Raw genomic sequence first — 18,024 nt, 5'->3', positions numbered from 1 at the left:
GAGCCGGATGAGGTCCTGTTCACCGCGCGGGTGGAGATGTCCGGCATGGAGACGATAGATCACCTCAACGACCTCATCCGCACGGTCACCCACGGCGTCACCGCGGAACTTGGCTACGCCGGGCCCGGGGCGCACTGGAGGTCACCGCCGCCGGCCGGGGGTGATGGTCGGCAAGCGCCACGAACTCACCCTGCACCCGGCCCACGTCGACGGCCTCACCCGGCTCCTGCGCCAGGCCGTCGACACCATCGGAGCCCGCAGCACGCCCGGGGGCGGCCGGCACCCCGATTGTGCGAACCCTCGTATCGTTCTCTTTCGCCGCGGTACGGTCCGCCGCCGTAGGGCTTCACGCGGCTGACGAAAGGCCCTGTTTCGCGGTTGTGGCGATGTGGTGGCGGGTTACCTTGGCGATCTCGTCCCAGAAGGGCTTGGCGGTGAGGTAGGTGCCGAGGGCGGCGAGAACGCCGAGGGAGACGTCGACGCTGAGTCGTCCCTGCTTGGTCCAGTAGACGTCTTGCAGGTCCAGCAGGAGGGCGAACTCGTCGGTGATCAGGGCGGTGCCGGCGCCGTAGGCGGCGGCGACCGCGGGGTGTCCCACGGCTCGTTTGTCACCGCGTACGGCGATCAGTCCGATGCCCGCGAGTGTGGCGATGCCGATGTTGTAGTGATGCAGGTGCTGGCCGCCGGCGGAGATGTTGCCCCAGGGCAACCAGCCGCCCCGGATGCCGTGTGTGATGAAGCGCACGGTGCCCCATGTCGTGCCGAAGGACGCCCACATGACGACCAGCGATCGCTTGGTCGGGGTGAGATTCCGGTCCGCGGCTTGGCGCCATCGCTCGACCAACCGCACTCCAGTCGTGGCCCCGCTCATGCCCGCTGCGCCTCCTGTGCGTCGGCCGATGCACCGACGAGGCCTGCGCCGACCACGGCGGCGACGCTGTTCATGCAGCGGCGGCAGTAGTCCTCGCGCTCCAGCACGCCTTCTGTGACGGTTTCCTTCCCGTTCAGCTGTCGGCCGCACAGAGTACGGCCATCGCGATGAAGAACGTGCCAGAGGAGATCTGGGCCGTTCCCCGTTGCCAGGTGTTCGGCTCGCATGTTGTACATCGGCCACCTCCCACACGAATGCGGCTGGGTCACACCAGCCATGAGACGGCTCATTCACCCAAACCGGCTACCTGAACCCGCCGAACGGGTGAATGCGGCGGTCCGCCCAGCCCCCTCCCGTTGCACAAGCACGCATGGCGTGGGCAAGGGGCTCGGGCATCGAGTTCCCACAGCTTCGGACCGAGACAGGTAGAACTACGGGGAGCTCATCAGCTGCTGGGGCGACGGCACCTGGTCCTGCACCGGGGCACCCGCGCTTGCTCCCGCGTCCTTCACCTTGGTGATGGCGTCCTGGTAGCTGTTCACCGTCGCGTCGGGGGAGTCGCTCCTGTGGAATTCGTGGGGCAGGTTCTTCAGGCCCTCGATGCCCGCGGTGAGCGGTGCAAGGGCCTTGGAGAGGGCGGGGTCGGCTTCGGCGTTGGCGACCGCTGCCTTGAGCCGGTTGTACGCGAACGCGCCGGCGAGGCCGGCCTTCACGAGGGCCATCGTGCGACCGTGATGGCCTTTCTTGAACTTGCCCGCCTTGAAGGGCTTCACGATCCACTCGTAAGTGGCGCCTGCGGCGAGGCCCGCGTCCACCGCAAAGCGGGTCTTGGCAAGTTTTCGTTCCTCGTCGGTGGGGGTGGGGCTCGGCTGGGAGACGCCAAGGGCGTGTTGGGAAGCGCTGCGGCTGTCGGCGTAGGCCGTTGTGCCAACGACCAGGGCGCAGCAGAGTGCGAATGCCAAGGCGAGGCGCCGTATCGGTACGAGCACGGTCTCCTCCAGGGAAGTTGTTTCGGGAACGGTCTCCGGGATACGTCTTCCTCGAAGTGGACGACTGTGCCACTAGCGTCACCCTAGATCGACAGCTACGCCATTCAGGGCACTCTGGTGCTCACCGGGTTCATTTCACAGTGCTATTCGGCGGTGGTTTTTCGGTGCTTCGGTAGCTGCCGCGAAAGCGCCCCTGCCGCAGCGACAGCCAGAGCGACCGTGGCGCCGACGCCTCCGTAAACCTTGGTTTTCCTGCTCATCGCCATCGCGCAGGGTTTTGCCCGAGCCGGTCGCCATGACGACCTGGGTGCGCAGCCCGCGCATGGGAACTGTGCCGGCTGGGGGCAGCGCCTAGCAGACGCCCGTCGCATACCCTCGGCTACTGACCGGACGCAGCGTCGCTCTTATGAGCGATGTTCCTACTGTTGGCTGTTGTGGCTTGTTGTATTCGAACGAATACTTAGCGTGCTTACTGGTGTGGATCAGGGGCAGTTCTTGAAGCGTTCCGAAGTCGCATGGAAGGACGCTTGGTTATGGCTCACCGCAAGGTGTATCTCGCCGTCGGCAGGACTCGCACCCGGATCTACCGCTTCGACCCCATCGACGGTGACACCCGCGTCGTCGAGAACGTGCGGCCCTACGAGGCCGGCTACACCGCCATGGGGGCGCAGTACCGCGGCGACGACACCGAGCCCCTGCTGCTGGCAGTGAGCCGAAACAAGCTCATCACCATCGACGTGGCGGCCGGCACCCTGAAGGAACAGGTCATCGACGGGCTGCCCGACGGGCCCTGGTTCGACGGCGACATGGATCCCGACGGCAAGACCCTCTTCGCCGTCAGCAACCCCGGCACACCCAGCTACGCCATCGACGTGGCAGCCGGCAAGGCAACACCCCGCAACGCACCGGGAGGCGGCCGGTGGGACGACTTCGCCTACCACCCCAGGGATGGGCGGCTGTACTCGGTGGAGGGCGACAACGGCGACCTGCTGCTCATCGACCCGAGCTGCCAGCCCATGAAGACCGTTTTCAAGCAGGGTGTCTTCCCGTCCGCGCAGGCCAGCACCGAGGCAGGCTCCCGCAAGGCGTACTCGGCCACCTTCTTCGACCAGGACGGCAACTTCTACGCCGTCGACTCCGCCGGCAACGTCAACCACCTCGACCTGACCACAGCGACGATCCCCGACCACTCGCAGCGCATCGGTCGGGGCAGGGTGCCCGTCGGCGACCTGGAGATCATGAATGGCGCCGGGCGCATCACCCCTTTGCCTGTCGCGCCCAGTTACGACGAGATCGCCGTGACGAAGAAGTTCAACCGGACATGGGAGAACAGCGAGCCCCGGGGCCGGGTCTACAGCTTCGACCTCACGCTCACCGCCATCGGCAAGGACAGCGGCACGGCGGAGGACGTCAGGAAGTTCCGCATCTCCTTCGACCTGCCGACGGTCAAGGGCGCGAAAGCCGAAGCCTCCGGCGTGGAGGTCATCGCTCAAGACGGCAAGGCATACCTGAGCTCGGTGGGCGACCAGTTCCTCGCCGCGGGCGCCTCCCGGCCGATCACCGTGCTGATCACCGTGTCGGGCGACCCGGCTCGCCTGCCCCAGGAGTACCCCCTCGACGGCCTCAGGGCCACCCGCCTGCCCAGCCACTGACACGCCACCAGGGACACCGCCCTGCAAGGCGCGTACCGACTGCGCAGGGCGGCATCTCACTCGCGCGCAGCCGTCCCCTCGCAGCGGCGGGCGGCCACCGAAGCGGCGTCAACACCACCGGTCCGTAAGTGCGGACGGGTCACCAGATCACCCACGGGCTGCTGAGCGCATCGCCTCGCAGCCGGCGCGAGCTGCCCCGCCATGTGCCGAGCCGCCATCTGTGCCCGCACCTGCGTCGCACCGCCCGGATGGAGTGGGCCGCCCCAGTGCACCCACGCCGGTACGTCAACCCCGAACACCCGCCTATCCAGTCCAGCCCCAGCTCAGCGCGACGTGTATGTGTGCCGCGCCGAGCCGCGGCACACATCCACACAAAGGAGTCCCCGCTGATGAGCCTGACCGCCGCCCAGACGCCCGCCGGGCAACCGGAATACGGCGATGCACAGTACCCCTTCCACATCACCAAAGAAGAAGAACGGCAGCTGCGCCTCAGGGGTGCCGAGGCCGCCCCGTCCCTCGTGATCGGGCAGGCCACGTCCTTCGACGAGTACGCCCGCCAGCTGATGATCCCCCCGGCCGTCATGGACCTCGCGCGCAAGGCCGAGGACCTGCGCCTGTCGGCGTGGGAGATCGAGGCGATGCGCAAACACCTCACCCCCGCCACCGCACCCGGTGAGAAGGTGGGACTGCTGCGCCAGATCCTGGTGGAGAAGTACAACCACGACAAGACTCACCCGCCGTACATCCGAGTCGCCTGCACCGGCCGGGGCGACTACGACCACCTGGCCGCCGAACACGGCCACCTCCACCCCGACGACCACCCCAAGGGCGACATCGGCTCGCCCGTCGTCCTGGAGATCTGGCCCGCCCAGCACTACTCGCCCATCCACTCCCACGGCCACACCACCGGCATCGTCTTCTGCCTCGCCGGCCAGCTCGACGTCATGGTCTACGAGCACCTCGACTGGGACGCCCGCAAACTCGGCCTGCTGACCCTCACCCCCGGCCAGTGCGCCTGGCTGTCCAGGGACAACTACGCCGTGCATCGGGTGTACTGCCCGATGGATGGTGGCGGCGGCTCCACCGGCCCCGGCTACATGAACGCCTCCGCCGACTTCGGCGCCAGCTTCCACGTCTACCTCAACCCGGAGCAGACCGGCGTCGAGGACGAGGACGAGGACGGTGACAGCTACAGCCGTGACTCCTTCAACTACATCGACGAGGAGTCCAAGGAGCAGCGCCCCTTCGCCACCGAGTCCGACCTCTCCTGGGCCATCCTGCGCCGGGTCCTGGCCAATACCCCACTGACCTGAGTCCAGCGAGGACGCCAGCCCCTCTGCCGCGGCTTCGCGTACAGGAGGGTTCAGCGCCAACAGATGTCTGAGCGGCAGCGGCCGGGCACCGAGGTCTTGTCCGGCCGCTGTGGCTGCTCCAGGGCCGAGGTAGAGCGTGCCACAGAGTTCTGAGCCACCCACCGAGCATGCCGCCGCTCTGGCCGAGTACCGCGACGCGCTGACGGTACTCCGCAACCGGCCGGACGGCTTCTGGTCGCCGGACCTGCCCCGCGAGCGGCTGAGCACGCCTCACCGGAGCCCTCGCGCTGGACTCGCTGACCTCCGTGTCGCTGCTGAGCGGAATCCTCAGTAACGGCCCCGGCGGCCCCTCGGATGGATGACCCTCCACGCGCGCACCGTGCCGGGTCTGTCAGATCCGGCGGACCCTGGAACGGGAGATGCCGAACGGGGCGCAGCAGGGGCGTTGAGGACCGGCACAGGGTCCGGGGGACGCGTTAGCCCGGCGGGATGACCCAACTACCGCATTGGCCGGTGTGGGCGATCTTGTCCTGGCAGACTGCCAGGCGTCCCCGGCATCCATCCCGAGAAGGGAATCAACACTGATGACTGAGTCGAAAAGGGTTCATTACGAGACGAACAACGACGTGGACTTGTTCGTGATGGTGAATGACGCTGACGTGCACAAGAAGTGGTTGAGCGACGCCAGCCTCCCTCTTACCGAAGTCGTCGACTCCTTGACCGTTTACACCACCGACAACGGGGTGTATGGGCACCTTAGGCCTGCCTCAAAAGCTCTTGCGGAAACCGAACTCGGTACCAGTGATGACTATCAACAAATCGCCGAGATCCTCCGCAACGGTACGCTGCTCAGCTGACCGGAGTATCGGTCCTTGTCCGGCCGCGTGTGGGGCCCGGCCTGGCCCTCTGCGGGGCCGAAGAGGGCTGTCCCGTAACTGCTGGTCGTCACTGATGGCGCTTCATGAAAACGGCCACCCCCTGCTTGGACTGGCCGCATCCACGGCACGGCCACCTTGTGGTGGCCGGACTGTCGCAACTTGCGGATGATGTCAGCCCGATGACCGGACGGCGGGAGAAGGTTCACGGCATTCGTATCAAAGATGATCAACCGTGCCTCCGTAGCGTTCACCGGGCATCATCTCGTGTGGCTCCGCACCAGCAGTAGGCCGTACCTCGATTCGGAGGGGTTGCACCGGAAGGGGGCTGGGGGGTTGTCTGCACGGTTGCATGAGGCGGGGGACCGCAGGTGTGACCGGAGGTGGGACCCCCCGAACTGTGTGATCTTCCGTTTCCCCAGGTCAGTGGCCGTGGGCAAGCCCCTTTCGTAAAACGACACCTAATGGGGATCGAAGCCGGCGGATCGCTACCCGTTACCCGGTCCTGTGAGACCTCGAAAAAGAGTGCGGCCTCCGGCTTCATCTCGGCGGCGATCGGCTGACGTCCGGTGGGCCAATGTCCCAGGGTCTTGAGTTCCCAGGGCTGGCCCTGGGCATCAGCCAACCGCCACCGAGGAACGCGACCGTGAGGGTGCCAGGCGCCGGGGTCACTCCTAAACGACACTCGAGGCCCTGACCTCCAGAAAGAGATCGGAGGGCTCCGGCGTCCGGCACCTTCACGGCCGCTGCCGCGCGGATGATCGAATGTTCGTGGTCCGAGCCCGCCGCAGGGTGCACCTCTCACCTCACCGGGACGCCTTTGAGCTCCTGCACAGACCGAGGCCCCTGCGGTCAGCTGGGGTCACGAACGACTAATCGGATGACGGGCCCAGAGCCCTTCCATTAGGGAGTCGCGTGCCTCCGCACAGGTCTTTGACCAGCAGATATGCGCATCGGACGGAAGAGTAAGGGGGACGCCCGTGAAGGTGTTCTGCGGGATCGACTGGGCCAGCGACCACCACGACGTCGCCGTGGTCGACGGTGACGGCAAGCTTCTCGGACGGGCCCGGATCGGAGATGACGCGGCTGGCCTGCAGCAGCTGCTCGACCTCCTGGCCGAGCACGGTGATAGCCCCACCGAGCGGATACCGGTGGCGATCGAGACCTCCCGCGGCCTGCTGGTCGCCGCTCTGCGCGCAACCGGCCGGCCCGTCTACGCCGTCAACCCGATGGCCGCCGCCCGCTACCGCGAACGGCACAGCGTCTCGCGCAAGAAGTCCGACCACCTCGACGCGATGGTGCTGGCCAACATCCTGCGCACCGACGCCGACGCCCACCGCCAGTTGCCAGCCGACAGTGAGCTCGTCCAAGCCATAGCCGTTCTGGCCCGCGCCCAGCAGGACGCCGTCTGGGACCGCAACCAGGCCGGCAACAAGCTCCGCTCCCACCTGCGCGAGTACTTCCCCGGCTACCTCACCGCCGTCCAACCGGTCACCGGCGGCCTCAACGCACCGCTTGCCCGCACCCTGCTGGCCACTGCACCCACCCCCGGCCAGGCCGCCCGCCTCACCCGCCCCCAGCTGAAGGCCGTGCTCAAGCGCGCCGGCCGCCAGCGAGGCATCGACGCGGAGGTCGAGCGTCTCCACGCCGCCCTGCGCGTTCCGCAGATGCGCCAGCTCCCGCAGGTCGAGACCGCGATGGGCCGCCAGGCCCTGGCCCTGCTGGGCAAGTTCGAGGCCGCCTGCAACGCCGCGGACGACCTCGCCGAAGCATCGGTCGAGCTTTTCGAACGGCACCCCGACGCCGCGGTCATCACCAGCTTCCCCGGTCTCGGCGCGCTCAGCGGCGCCCGGGTCCTCGCCGAGATCGGCGACGACCGCACCCGCTTCGCCGACGCCAAGGCCCTGAAGGCCTACGCCGGATCAGCTCCCGTGACCCGCGCCTCCGGGAAAAGCCACTTGGTCATGGTCCGCCGGGTCAAGAACCAGCGGCTCGCTGCGGTCGGCTACGTCTGGGCCTTCGCCTCCCTCACCGCCTCGCCCGGCGCCAGGGCCCACTACGACCGCCGACGCAAGGCCGGCGACCGCCACAGCTCCGCCCAGAGAAACCTCTACAACCGGCTCCTCGGCTGCCTCCACCACTGCCTCACCACCGGCAGGCCCTACAGCGAGACCACCGCCTTCCCCGCCCCGCCCAAGCTCGAACTGGCCATCGCGGCTTGACCCGCTAGCCCCATCGGATGTCTCTTTGTCCGCGATAGCCGGGCGAAGAGGGCTGTCCCGTGTCCGGGGGCCGGCGGCGCCCAGGGGTACATGTACCGGTATGGCTCGTGAACGGATCCGGTGGCCCCTCGTCGTGGAACGGGCGCGGGAGATCGTGGACGGGTACGCGCCGCTGAAGGTCACGCTGCGACAGGTGATGTACCGGCTCGCGGCCGAGGGCGTGCTGCCGCACACGCCGCCGATGTACCGGCGGCTGTCCTCGCAGCTGGCCCAGGCACGGCGGGAAGGCCGCTTCCCCGACCTGATCGACACCATCCGCGAGTCCACGTCCCGCCGGCCTGGCCGGACGCGGACGCCTTCGTTCGGGAGATGCCCGACTGGTTCCGCCTCGACCGCACAGCGGGTCAGGAGCACGCCCTGTACGTCGCTGCGGAGAAGGACGTCCGCGCCCTCTACGAACGCCTGGACCGCCTCGAGGCGACGCCGACCCCGGCCGCCTGAGGGTGCGACACCGCACTGCGGTTCCCCCGGCCTACGCGTTCGTTCTGATCGACGGGGGAACGTGCCGCGACCCGTGAGGAATTGTGGGGTTTCTGTGTGGTGGGTGGCTGGTCGCTGAGAAGATGCCAGTGACCCGTCTGGTCCGGTGATGGGCCGGGGTCGTCAGGCTTTCGGGGCGGGATGCCGCCGCGATGGTGCGCGAGGGGCGCTGTGGGCCTGCGGGGTGGTTGGCCGCTGGCGCGGGGCGTCGTGTGTGACCGCGTCACTGCCGGTTTCCGGGGGCCTTCGGTCCCCGCCGCCGTGCCGCGGCTGATGAGGGGGGAAGCGTCGTGTCCTCGATATCCCAGTTACATCCATCTCGTGTTCCCTGGCGCCGGCGCATCGCGGCGGCCGCTGTGTTCGCCCTTACAGCGACCGGCTTGAGCGCTCTGACCGTCACCCCGGCGGCCGCGGTCACACCTACGGTGATCGCCACGGTGCCGCTGGAATCGAACCCGCAGTACCTGGCCGTGGCACCTGATGGTGGGCACGTCTACGTCACCAACTCCGGTGGTTTCATGGCCCCTCCCGACAACACGGTGACGGTCCTGGACACGGCCACCAACACCGTCGGGGCGACCATCACGGTCGGTAACGGGCCGACCGGCATCGCCATCACACCCGACAGCGCGCGCCTGTACGTGACCAACACCGACGATGCCACGGTCAGTGTCGTGAGCACGGCCACCAACACGGTGACGGCCACCATCGGCGGGTTCAGCAGCCCCGTGGCCGTGGCGGTCAACGCGGCAGGCACCCGGGCCTACGTCGCCGATTCCGGCTACCCCAACGGGTCGGTCCGCGTCATCGACACCGCCACCGACACGATCATCGCGTCGATCACGGTCGGTCCGTTCCCGAAGGACATCGCGCTCAGCCCCGACGGCACCCGCGCCTACATCGCCGGCTTCGGGAACAACACGGTGGGCGTCATCGACACCGCCACCAACACGCTCAGCACCAGCGTGGCGCTGAGCGACCAGCCGTTCTATGTGGCGGTCAACCCCGCCTCCGGGACGGTGTACGTCAGCCACTCCAACGACAACTTCATCTCCGTCGTCAACCCCGCCACCCTCACCGTGACCACGACGATCACCACCACCAGCAACCCCGGCGGCACCGCGTACAGCCCCGACGGCGCGACCGCGTACGCGACGATCATCGGCGGCAACAGCCTGGCAGTGATCAACACCGCCACGAACACCGTCACCGAGAACGCCCCGATCGGCAGCGTCCCCCTCGCGGTGGGGGTGAGCCCGAACGGCGCCCTGGCCTACGTCGTCAACAACGGCAGCCAAACCCTCGACGTGCTGCGCATCGGCGCCCCGGCCCCCGCCGTGACCGCCCTCAGCCCCACCTCCGGCCCGGCAGCCGGCGGCACCCCGGTCACCGTCACCGGCACGAACCTGGCCGGCGCCACCGCGGTCACCTTCGGCGGCACGCCCGCCACCGGCGTCACCTGCACCGCCACCACGTGCACCGTCACCGCCCCCGCCCACGCGGCCGGCATCGTCGACGTACGGGTCACCACCCCCGCCGGGACCAGCCCGGTCACCACGGCCGGCCAGTACACCTACCTGGCAGCCGCGGACATCGACGTCGACCTGGCCGCGCAGCCCCACCTGGGCATCCTGGTGCCCTACCTGACCTACACCCTCACCGCCCACAACACCGGTCCCGCCGCCGTCACCTCCGCGACCCTCACCGCGAAACTTCCGGTAGGCGCCTCCGCGACGAACCTGTCCACCGGCTGCACCACCGCCGCCACCACGGTCACCTGCACCTACGGGACCATCGCCAACGGCGCGAGCGTGAACAAAACCTTCCGCGTACCCCTGCACCTGCTGACCCTGGGCCCGGTCAAGGTCACCGGCCTGCGCACCACCTCAGCGCCCGCCGACCCCAACCCGGCCAACGACAGCGCGTCCGTCACCTGCACCGCCATCTCCATCGTGCTCGTCACCTGCCCCTGACCAGCACCAGCACATGATCATGTGGTGTGCCCTGACAACTGCCTCCCTCCGCCTCAACCGAACCGGCGGAGGGCAACCGAGAGGACTCGCACATGTCGTGGCAGGACTTTGTGGACAACGATCTGGTCGGGACCGGCAAGGTGCGCCAGGGGGCGATCATCGGCTTCGACGGCAACATGTGGGCGGCCAGCCCCAACTTCCGTTTCCTGGCCGGTGAGGGGGCCGCGATCGTCAAGCTCTGCAATACACCCGAGAACTACCTGGCCGGCGTCACCGTCGTCGGCGTGAGGTACCTGGGCGCCAAGGGCGACACCCGCAGCGTCGTCGCCAGGAAGAGCGCCACCGGCGTCATCCTCGCCAAGACGAAGCAGGCCGTCGTCATCGGCCGGTACGACGAGTCGCAGAATCCCGGGGAGGCGCAACTGACCGTGGAGAAGCTGGCCGACTACCTCATAGCGAACGGCACCTGACCGGGCCAGCAACACGGCGCGCGCTTCGCTCCTGAACTGCGATGATGCCCCGACGGAGGCTTCTGGCGCCCGTGTTGCACCTCGCGTTGCGGGCCCGAGCCCCTGTCCGGGCAGGGACCGACAGCACGAAGCCCCGGGCGTCGCCGCCCGGGGCCTCTCAGTGCACTTCGCTTGACCGTCCTGTTCAACGACCAGCCGCAGCCGGTGTTACATGTCGGGATCGGCTTTGATGATCGCGAGGGCTGATCCGGCGATGTTCATGTCGAGGGCGGGCTCGGCGCCCAGGAGCAGTTGGTCGAGGTAGGCGGCGTAGTGCCGGGCGGCGCCACGGTGCCGGTCCAGGGCGAAGCGGGCCGCACGGAGGTGCTGTTCGGTGAGCTCTCCGGTTTCGCGGCGGCGTTGGCAGACGGGGCACAGATGGATCAGCAGCCAGGGATGGGGGGCTTCGGCTGTAGTGGGGAGTTGCGGAGCGCCGCCGGGAGCTTCTGCTTGGCGGGGTCTTCGAGGGCGACGAGGTCGTGGGGCTGTGGGAGCTGCCGGATCTTGTGGCATACGGAGCACTCCGGACTGAGCGCGAACATCAGCTTCCTGGTGACGTCGGAGATGATGGGCAGCTCGCCCTGGTTGGCGAGTGATCCCTCTTCGCGCTGAGCCAGGTCCCAGCGGTGTTCAAGCCGACGAAGAGTCCTCTCGATGCCGACCTCTTGGTCGACCCCGGCACCTCAGTCACGGACCCACAGTGTCAACTGCCCGATGATGGCCATCGCCAGGTCGTGGCTGGGTACTTTGGGCAGCCGGAACGCGTTGTGGACGCTGGTGATGCTTCGCCCGGTCGCGTTGGCGATCTCGCGGATGCTGGGCAGCCCCGCCCGGCGATGCAGGGTGTGCAGCTCCTGGTTGAGGCGGCGGCGAGCTCCGGGTGGCAAGTCGGGCGGATTGGTGACTCCGGCGCGTCCCATGCGACGTCGTCCCTTCCTCTTTTGTGCGGCTCCGTCAGCGGCCAGCGGTGTCGTGGGCTGCTGCGCGAGCGATTCGGCGCTGGCGCCATGCGAGCCGTGCCCGCCGGGTGCCCCAGACGGTCAGCGCGACGAAGAGTCCAGACACGACATTCTCGAGGATGTTCATGAGGAAACCCTCCCAACCCCATTAGGCTGAATGGACAGATGTGAACAGCGGGTTCACCCCCTCGGATCGACAGCAGGAGGACCCGGACGAAGGGTGCCCAGGGCTTCGCCGCGCACCGATCTTCCACGGTCGAGCCATTCTCATCGAAATCGACGTGCCCGCACACAACCACCCAATACCCTCACGAAGGGTATTCGCCCGATCGCGCAGCGATCACGTTCAAAGGGGAGCCCATGCCCGTATCAACCAGCCAAGGAGCGGGCGGAGCGGTTGCGCGCCCAGTTGTCGGGGGCGCGGACTGCGACGAAGGCGGATCAGCGGCTGAGGCTGAGCCGCGGCGGCAACACCCTGATCGGGGCGAGTCTGCACGCCGCCGCTCGCGCGGACCAGGGGATGGAGCTGACCCCGTTGGAGCAGCTGCTGGTGGGGGCGATGGGCGAGGTCCTGGCCGAGGAGGAGGTCACCGAGTTCGGCCGGATCTACCAGGAGCAGGCGTCCACGGCCGGCGCGCGGGAGCTGTTCCCCGACACCATCGCCGGCCGGGCTCTGAGTCAGGGGTTCACGGTCGAGGAGCTGGTCGGGGACTTCGACCGGATCGGTGCGGAGATCGCAGCCCAGCCCAACGCCAGCCTGGTGCGCCTGGACCAGCTCGCCTTCGACGCCCCGCTGGACAGCGACGAGTTCATCGAGGCACTGGGCACCTACGGTGGCGGGATCACCGTCGTCACCGGGCCCCAGGACAACACGCCCCGGGGCGTGGACGGGGCGGACGCCCCCGTGGTCGCGATGAGCTTCCGGAGTTTCACGTGCAGGAGGGCCTCCAACGAAGCGGGCAAGGACGAGATCTACTGGACCTCGTCCGCGGGCAGCGACACCGGGACCAGGAGGGAGTACCAGTCCGGAGAGTTCGGCTCCATCAAGTCCGGCCACACCCGGGACTTCACCGACGATCCGACCCTGTTCCACGGCACCGTGGACGCCTGGCTCACCTGCAACATCACCTGCTGGGAAGCCGACCACAGCAACGGCGGCTGGTACAACGCGCTGCGTGGTGGCCTGCGGGACATCGCCGACTACTGCTTCAAAGCCTCCGAGGACCTGGAGAACAACAGCGGCGAGTACGAGGGCAGCAACGCCTGGTTCTCTCTGGTCGGCCTGATCGCGAAACTCTTCGACTGGCTTCTGGGCCTGTTCACCAACGAGGACGACCTCATCAGGGAGCGGTCTTTCGGTTTCAGCCGCTCGGCATTGAAGGCCCTGGCGAACCGGCCGGAGGGTACCGACTCATGGGACTTCAACGGCGGCAGCGGGGGCCATCACACACTGAAGCTCCGCGCGTCCTTCCACGAGTTCCCCGTCGACACCTCACTGCGCCACAACATCCTGACCGGCAGCACCTGGGGCCCGGACACCGCCTTCCCCGCAGGATCCACCTCCACCACGCCGGCGCTCGCCTCCTACGAGGGCACGCTGTACTGCGTGGTCCGCGGCGTCACTGACCAGGGCCTGTACTGGAGCACCCTCGGGCCCGCCGGCTGGAGTAGTTTCACCCGGATCGTAGGAGCAGAAAGCCCCTCGGCACCGGCGATCGCCGCGTACGACGGCAAGCTTTACTGCGTGTACCGGTCCGCCGTCGGGATGCTGTACTACACCGCTTTCGACGGGACCCTCTGGAGCAGCAAGGCCCCTGTGGTCACCACCCAAGTCGGCTTCACCCAGTCCTCTCCGGCTCTCGCCGCCCACGCGGGCAAGCTGTACTGCGTGTACCGCGACCAAGGCGCCGACGACCTGCATTGGATCGCCTTCGACTCCTCCGGATGGGGCAGGATCACCAGGCTTCCGGACGGTGCCCGCAGCCCCTCCGCCCCGGCCCTCGCCGTAGTCAGCAAGCCCGCCCCATACGGGGACGACCTCGTCTGCGCCTTCCGGGCACCCCACGGCATGGTGTGCTTCTCAGTGATCAGCCCCAGGCTGAACGAGATCATCCACACCGAGCAACCCACCCTCACCACACCCGGGCTGGCCTGGCACGACGGCAAGATGCACTGCATCACCACAGGCTTCGCGCCGCTCGTGGAGTATGGGCAGCCCCTCTTCCGTTATATCCGCACCACGACGTGGGGCACTTCCCCCAACGGACGCTACTGGCTCGACGGATTCACCGGGATCAGCCTCCAAAGCGGCGCCGCTCCTGCCCTCGCATCCCACAACGGCAAGCTCTACTGCGTCCGCCGCGGCTGACCGCCCACCCCACCCCCGGCCGTGGCCACACCACCGGCGAACGCAACCAGGGTGAATCGATGATGCCGCTGTTCCTGCCCGGCACACCCCGGGCAGGAACAGCGGAACCTTCCCGCACGACGTTCACCCGGTGCCCGGCTACCAGGAAGCGTGCACCCTGTTCGTCCTCCCCCTCGCCCTGGCCGTCACGCGGTCGTCGTGGCCACCCAGCCCCTCGTCGAGGTGCTCGGCATGGTCGTGTACGTCCGGACGATTCAGCGTCTGCTTCCGGCTCCCGGCGCCCGCTCCCATGGGTGCCGCGGATCGCCGCTGACCCATCGCACCGACTTGGCTGCCTTCGAAATCAAGGCGTTCGAGGAGCAGCTGATGACCGGGTAGTCGGCGGCCTCACAGGTGGTCTCGCCGGGCCCCCGCGCTGTTGATCTCGGCCCTTGTGTACCCGCCGGCTCCTGCGTACAAAACCGTCTTCTGAGGGCTGATCTTGTCGCCTGCTTCGCCTCGGCTGCGCACAGTGTTGTGCGCACGTTCAGTGCCAAAAGCCCAGCTCACCGGGCTATGTGAAATCGGCTCGGTGCAGGGCGAGTTGTGCGTGTCGGGTCAGGATTGGGCCGGGGCGGTATCGTCCGCGTAGTGTCCCTCTCACGAGCTCCCGGTACGACAAAAGGGAGTCCCGAGTGCTGCATCCCAGCTTTGGCGGCGGTGGATGCGGCGGGGGGACTCCCCTGTCGTCGTAGTCGGTCTCGCGTCCGCGAACGGTGAAATCCAAGGAGCGTGAATGTCCGGCCCGACAAGTCCCGACGGTACACAGCCTTGCATGATCATTTCACGAAGGTGACCCTCTGGGCCTCGGCTCTCGTGGCCGCTCTGTCCGCGATCGGCATCATCTTGCTGATTGTCAGCGGCCACCCGGAGGAAGTCTCGCCCGTCGCGATCTTCGGTGGCAGTGTCTTCGCCGGCGGCACGGTCGCCACGGTGACGATCAATATCAACCGCCGATGACCCGCCGGGGTCCCAGGGCGTCATCCCTGGGACCCCGCAGGACGTCCCGACGAACAGTGCCGGCCCGCGGCGGCCAAACGTGCGGTGTCACGCCCATTCCATCCCCAGCTCCGCCAGGGCGGCGCGCTGGGCGTCGGTCAACTTGTCGCGGCGGCTCTTGGTGTTCGAGACCCACACGCCCAGCTTCACGGCCACCGGTTCGGCCTCGCCGTCGACCACGATCTGCTCGCTGTGGCCGCGAGGCACCGGCCGCCCGGCTCCTTCCCGTTCCACCCACTGCGCCAGGGCCGCAACGCCCCGTGTGAAGGCCGCTGACGTCTTGGCCGGGCCGCCGGCCGCACTCTTCCCGGCCGGGGCCGAGGCGGGTCGCTGCGCGGGCTCCACGCCGAGCGCGGTGAGGCGTTCCTGCTGCTCGGTGGACAGTTGCGTCCAGGAGTTCGCCTGCCGCTGGAGCCACCTGCCCAGGTCGTCGCCGTCGGCCATGACGCCGGGTTGGAGTTCGGGGAGCCGGCCACCGGGTTCGTCGACGGCCAGGTCGCGCAGGACGGCGTAGTGCCGCTGCCAGTCCAGTGGCCACGGGCAGTCCCAGTCCTTGTCAACGGCCTTCAGCTGCGCGGCGCGCTGCGCCGCCCGGTCGGAGTCCTTGCCGAGGCCACCCTTTCTGCGGAGGTTGGCCATCAGCTGCCCGATGGGGAGGAGTTCGGTGTCGGCTTCGCCCCATACGGCGTCCTGCCGGGGGGCGAGGTGTCCGTGGTGGCGGTGGAAGCTGCGCAGTGCGGCGAGCTTGTTCTCCCACGCTTCCTCGCCCGGCTCCCACACCATCCCGGCCTCCGGCGCGTCCAGCAGGGTCTTGCGCCGCTCCTCCAGCTCACCCGCCCGCAGCGCCTTCCGCTGCTGATGGACCCAGCGGCCAAGCGGGAAATCCTTCGTGACCCCCACCTCGACCTCAACGTCATACGGGACGGCGTAGACGCCGGTGATCTCGTTCTCCGCCCGCCACCGCAGCAGCGCCTGGTAGCCCTCCAGCCACACCAGCGACTCCGGCCGGTACACCCGCGTCCGGAGGAACGCCGCGATGGTCGCCGCGTCGCGCGGGCTGGAGAAGTGGAGCAGGGCGGCTTCGGCGGCGGCCTGCGCGTCGTCGTCCTCCTGGTCCTCACTGTCACCCTCGCCGCCGGCCCCGACGATCTGCCCGTCCTCGTTACGACGGACGTGGACCTTGCGCTTCCCGCTCGTGAGCGCACGGGAAGCGAGCTGCTCGACCAGACGTTCGTCATGCGAACGCAGACCCTGAAGGACCGCTACAAGAGGGCGAAACGAGGCACTGGCGACCATGTCGGTGGGGTCCTCGCCGGGCTCCAGGAACACCGGCACGATGATCCTGGCCACCTTGGTGGACCCGTCCCGGTTGAGCCGCAGCGCCCGGCCGATGTTCTGCACGATCTCCACCTGCGAACCGCGGGTGTCCGCGAAACACACGGCCTCCACGCCGCGCTCGCCGGTGATGTCGACGCCTTCCCCGAGCACGCGAACGCTGGCGAGGAAGGCGCGGTGGACCCGGTGCCCGGCCGCGTCGATGCCGTTGGCGAACTGGCGCAGGACCTCACGTCGCTCGGTGACGAGGTGGTCGCCGCACAGCCACGCGGACCAGACGCGGTCCGGGGGTACGTGGCGGCCGGCCTCCAGCTCGTAGAACTCGGCGTCGATCGACGACTTCGGCAGCTTGCTGGCGGCGGCCAGGTCGGCGTCGGACGCGTCGTTCATGTACAGCGCTGCCGCGGTCTCGGGGAGCTTGTCCGCGAACGCGGAGGCTTCCTCGACTTTCTGGTGGAACGTCATGACCGTGCGCAGGTTGTACGCCGCGGCGTGCTCTAGAAGTGCGGTCTGCAGAAGCGCCAGGCGCCGGCCTCGCCGCGCCTCCTCCGACTCCCCGAGGACGGGGGAGGGGTCGCGGATCTCCAGGACGTCGATCTCGAACCCGGCGAGGATCTCCCGCTCGATCGCCTCGCTCAGGCCCAGCTCCGCGATCCAGGCCCCGTACGTGCCCTCAGGGTCGTCTGCCATCGAGGCGATCTCCGCCTCCTGGCCGTCCGCGCCCCGCTGCGGGCGGGCCGCGGCGAGGATGCGCGGGGTCGCGGTCAGGTAGAGCCGGAAGTCCGCCGGGATCCGCTGGTAGTCGTGGATCGCTGCCCACGGCCGCCCAAGATCACCGGCGGTGCCGTGTGCCTCATCCACGATCGCGAGGTCGAACGGGGGCATCTGCTGTCCGTAGAGCCGCTCCCCGCCCGTCAGGGCGGCCTCCAGCGGCCCGCGAACCTTTCGCTGTCCCTCGGGTGCGTCGATGTCCTCGCGGTCCACGAGAGAGGCGTACGTGGCGAACACGACGACCGGCCCGGACCCCGCCCACAGGGCGAGTTGGATCGGGTTCGTGGTGGTGCGCACGCCCAGTTGGTTAAGCACCGGGTCGTTCTCCAGCGAGCACACTGCGACCATCGGCGCCCGGTGGCCCACCAGACGCCACGCCTGGGCGGTCTGCGCGAGCAGGTCCAGCGTCGGGACGGTGACGAGGATGCGGCCGCCCGGGAAGCACTCCAGCGCGCACGCGGCGGCGGTGATCGTCTTCCCCGATCCGGTCGCGGACACGATCGTTCCCCGGGCTCCCTGAGGGGGCACAGATGACCTTGCAGGAAATCCCACCCATTTCCGGAACGCCGACTTCTGATCGACCTGGTGCTCACGGAGCTGGATCATCGA

At 68.3% G+C, this 18,024-nt stretch carries 17 protein-coding genes and 1 pseudogene; 11 read left to right on the top strand and 7 right to left on the bottom strand.

Translation table 11 applies throughout. The features are described from left to right. Window positions 1-346 precede the first annotated feature (346 nt). The 3 genes from OG906_RS34540 to OG906_RS34530 form a co-directional block, all read right to left on the bottom strand. On the bottom strand, window positions 347-871 hold the full coding sequence (locus OG906_RS34540; protein WP_329448237.1) for a hypothetical protein: 525 nt from the start codon (window positions 869-871) through the stop codon (window positions 347-349). After that, complete coding sequence (locus OG906_RS34535; RefSeq protein ID WP_329448236.1) at window positions 868-1,107, bottom strand: hypothetical protein; 240 nt, start codon at window positions 1,105-1,107, stop codon at window positions 868-870. The genes OG906_RS34540 and OG906_RS34535 overlap by 4 nt, the downstream gene beginning before the upstream one ends. 195 nt (window positions 1,108-1,302) lie before the next feature. Further along, window positions 1,303-1,860 (bottom strand): hypothetical protein, encoded by a 558-nt coding sequence (locus OG906_RS34530; RefSeq protein ID WP_329448235.1) that lies wholly within the window; start codon window positions 1,858-1,860, stop codon window positions 1,303-1,305. A 533-nt stretch (window positions 1,861-2,393) separates the two neighbouring features. On the opposite strand from OG906_RS34530, the gene OG906_RS34525 reads away from it, so the two are divergent. The 8 genes and pseudogenes from OG906_RS34525 to OG906_RS34490 all read left to right on the top strand — a co-directional run bounded on the left by OG906_RS34525 (window position 2,394) and on the right by OG906_RS34490 (window position 10,905). Beyond that, a complete protein-coding gene (locus OG906_RS34525) occupies window positions 2,394-3,512 on the top strand; it encodes a YncE family protein (protein ID WP_329448234.1) in 1,119 nt (372 codons plus the stop codon). A 389-nt stretch (window positions 3,513-3,901) separates the two neighbouring features. Next, window positions 3,902-4,825: a hypothetical protein gene (locus tag OG906_RS34520; protein ID WP_329448233.1), complete on the top strand. Its 924-nt coding sequence runs from the start codon at window positions 3,902-3,904 to the stop codon at window positions 4,823-4,825. Between the two features lie 163 nt (window positions 4,826-4,988). Beyond that, window positions 4,989-5,145 (top strand): annotated as a pseudogene (locus OG906_RS34515) (integrase); the annotation flags it as partial. A 264-nt stretch (window positions 5,146-5,409) separates the two neighbouring features. After that, on the top strand, window positions 5,410-5,682 hold the full coding sequence (locus OG906_RS34510; RefSeq protein WP_329448232.1) for an SBDS family protein: 273 nt from the start codon (window positions 5,410-5,412) through the stop codon (window positions 5,680-5,682). A gap of 998 nt (window positions 5,683-6,680) precedes the next feature. Further along, window positions 6,681-7,922: an IS110 family transposase gene (locus OG906_RS34505; protein ID WP_329448231.1), complete on the top strand. Its 1,242-nt coding sequence runs from the start codon at window positions 6,681-6,683 to the stop codon at window positions 7,920-7,922. A gap of 369 nt (window positions 7,923-8,291) precedes the next feature. Next, the gene (locus OG906_RS34500; protein ID WP_329448230.1) at window positions 8,292-8,423 is read left to right on the top strand and encodes a hypothetical protein; all 132 of its coding nucleotides are present in this window, start codon (window positions 8,292-8,294) and stop codon (window positions 8,421-8,423) included. Window positions 8,424-8,842: 419 nt separating this feature from the next. After that, window positions 8,843-10,435 (top strand): IPT/TIG domain-containing protein, encoded by a 1,593-nt coding sequence (locus tag OG906_RS34495; protein WP_329448229.1) that lies wholly within the window; start codon window positions 8,843-8,845, stop codon window positions 10,433-10,435. A 92-nt stretch (window positions 10,436-10,527) separates the two neighbouring features. Further along, window positions 10,528-10,905: a profilin gene (locus OG906_RS34490; RefSeq protein WP_329448228.1), complete on the top strand. Its 378-nt coding sequence runs from the start codon at window positions 10,528-10,530 to the stop codon at window positions 10,903-10,905. 207 nt (window positions 10,906-11,112) lie between these two features. Here the strand turns inward: OG906_RS34490 and OG906_RS34485 are convergent, their stop codons facing one another. The 3 genes from OG906_RS34485 to OG906_RS34475 all read right to left on the bottom strand — a co-directional run bounded on the left by OG906_RS34485 (window position 11,113) and on the right by OG906_RS34475 (window position 12,030). Then, window positions 11,113-11,457: a hypothetical protein gene (locus OG906_RS34485; protein ID WP_329448227.1), complete on the bottom strand. Its 345-nt coding sequence runs from the start codon at window positions 11,455-11,457 to the stop codon at window positions 11,113-11,115. A gap of 170 nt (window positions 11,458-11,627) precedes the next feature. Further along, window positions 11,628-11,864, bottom strand: a complete 237-nt coding sequence (locus tag OG906_RS34480; RefSeq protein ID WP_329448226.1) for a hypothetical protein — start codon at window positions 11,862-11,864, stop codon at window positions 11,628-11,630. A gap of 34 nt (window positions 11,865-11,898) precedes the next feature. Next, window positions 11,899-12,030, bottom strand: a complete 132-nt coding sequence (locus tag OG906_RS34475; RefSeq protein WP_329448225.1) for a hypothetical protein — start codon at window positions 12,028-12,030, stop codon at window positions 11,899-11,901. Window positions 12,031-12,300: 270 nt separating this feature from the next. Here OG906_RS34475 and OG906_RS34470 point away from each other — a divergent pair, with 270 nt between their 5' ends. The 3 genes from OG906_RS34470 to OG906_RS34460 all read left to right on the top strand — a co-directional run bounded on the left by OG906_RS34470 (window position 12,301) and on the right by OG906_RS34460 (window position 15,270). Beyond that, the gene (locus tag OG906_RS34470) at window positions 12,301-14,271 is read left to right on the top strand and encodes a hypothetical protein (protein WP_329448224.1); all 1,971 of its coding nucleotides are present in this window, start codon (window positions 12,301-12,303) and stop codon (window positions 14,269-14,271) included. Window positions 14,272-14,469: 198 nt separating this feature from the next. Further along, entirely contained in the window at window positions 14,470-14,649 is a 180-nt protein-coding gene (locus OG906_RS34465; protein ID WP_329448223.1) for a hypothetical protein, read from the top strand. 453 nt (window positions 14,650-15,102) lie between these two features. Further along, window positions 15,103-15,270: a hypothetical protein gene (locus tag OG906_RS34460; protein WP_329448222.1), complete on the top strand. Its 168-nt coding sequence runs from the start codon at window positions 15,103-15,105 to the stop codon at window positions 15,268-15,270. A gap of 87 nt (window positions 15,271-15,357) precedes the next feature. On the opposite strand, the gene OG906_RS34455 is transcribed toward OG906_RS34460, so the two are convergent. Further along, the gene (locus tag OG906_RS34455) at window positions 15,358-18,021 is read right to left on the bottom strand and encodes a DEAD/DEAH box helicase (protein WP_329448923.1); all 2,664 of its coding nucleotides are present in this window, start codon (window positions 18,019-18,021) and stop codon (window positions 15,358-15,360) included. Between the last annotated feature and the right edge of the window lie 3 nt (window positions 18,022-18,024).

This window comes from Streptomyces sp. NBC_01426 (assembly GCF_036231985.1).
GTDB lineage: Bacteria > Actinomycetota > Actinomycetes > Streptomycetales > Streptomycetaceae > Streptomyces.
The sequence above is the reverse complement of the archived record's forward strand: the minus strand, read 5'-3'. Positions and strand labels throughout refer to the sequence as shown.

Bases quoted from the DNA above. Each gene is read 5' to 3' on its own strand.
- OG906_RS34500 (WP_329448230.1), top strand. From the start codon at position 8,292: ATGCCCGACTGGTTCCGCCTCGACCGCACAGCGGGTCAGGAGCACGCC.
- OG906_RS34475 (WP_329448225.1), bottom strand. From the start codon at position 12,030: ATGAACATCCTCGAGAATGTCGTGTCTGGACTCTTCGTCGCGCTGACC.
- OG906_RS34455 (WP_329448923.1), bottom strand. From the start codon at position 18,021: ATGATCCAGCTCCGTGAGCACCAGGTCGATCAGAAGTCGGCGTTCCGG.
- OG906_RS34525 (WP_329448234.1), top strand. From the start codon at position 2,394: ATGGCTCACCGCAAGGTGTATCTCGCCGTCGGCAGGACTCGCACCCGG.
- OG906_RS34535 (WP_329448236.1), bottom strand. From the start codon at position 1,107: ATGTACAACATGCGAGCCGAACACCTGGCAACGGGGAACGGCCCAGAT.
- OG906_RS34510 (WP_329448232.1), top strand. From the start codon at position 5,410: ATGACTGAGTCGAAAAGGGTTCATTACGAGACGAACAACGACGTGGAC.
- OG906_RS34485 (WP_329448227.1), bottom strand. From the start codon at position 11,457: ATGCCACAAGATCCGGCAGCTCCCACAGCCCCACGACCTCGTCGCCCT.
- OG906_RS34490 (WP_329448228.1), top strand. From the start codon at position 10,528: ATGTCGTGGCAGGACTTTGTGGACAACGATCTGGTCGGGACCGGCAAG.
- OG906_RS34540 (WP_329448237.1), bottom strand. From the start codon at position 871: ATGAGCGGGGCCACGACTGGAGTGCGGTTGGTCGAGCGATGGCGCCAA.
- OG906_RS34480 (WP_329448226.1), bottom strand. From the start codon at position 11,864: ATGGGACGCGCCGGAGTCACCAATCCGCCCGACTTGCCACCCGGAGCT.
- OG906_RS34520 (WP_329448233.1), top strand. From the start codon at position 3,902: ATGAGCCTGACCGCCGCCCAGACGCCCGCCGGGCAACCGGAATACGGC.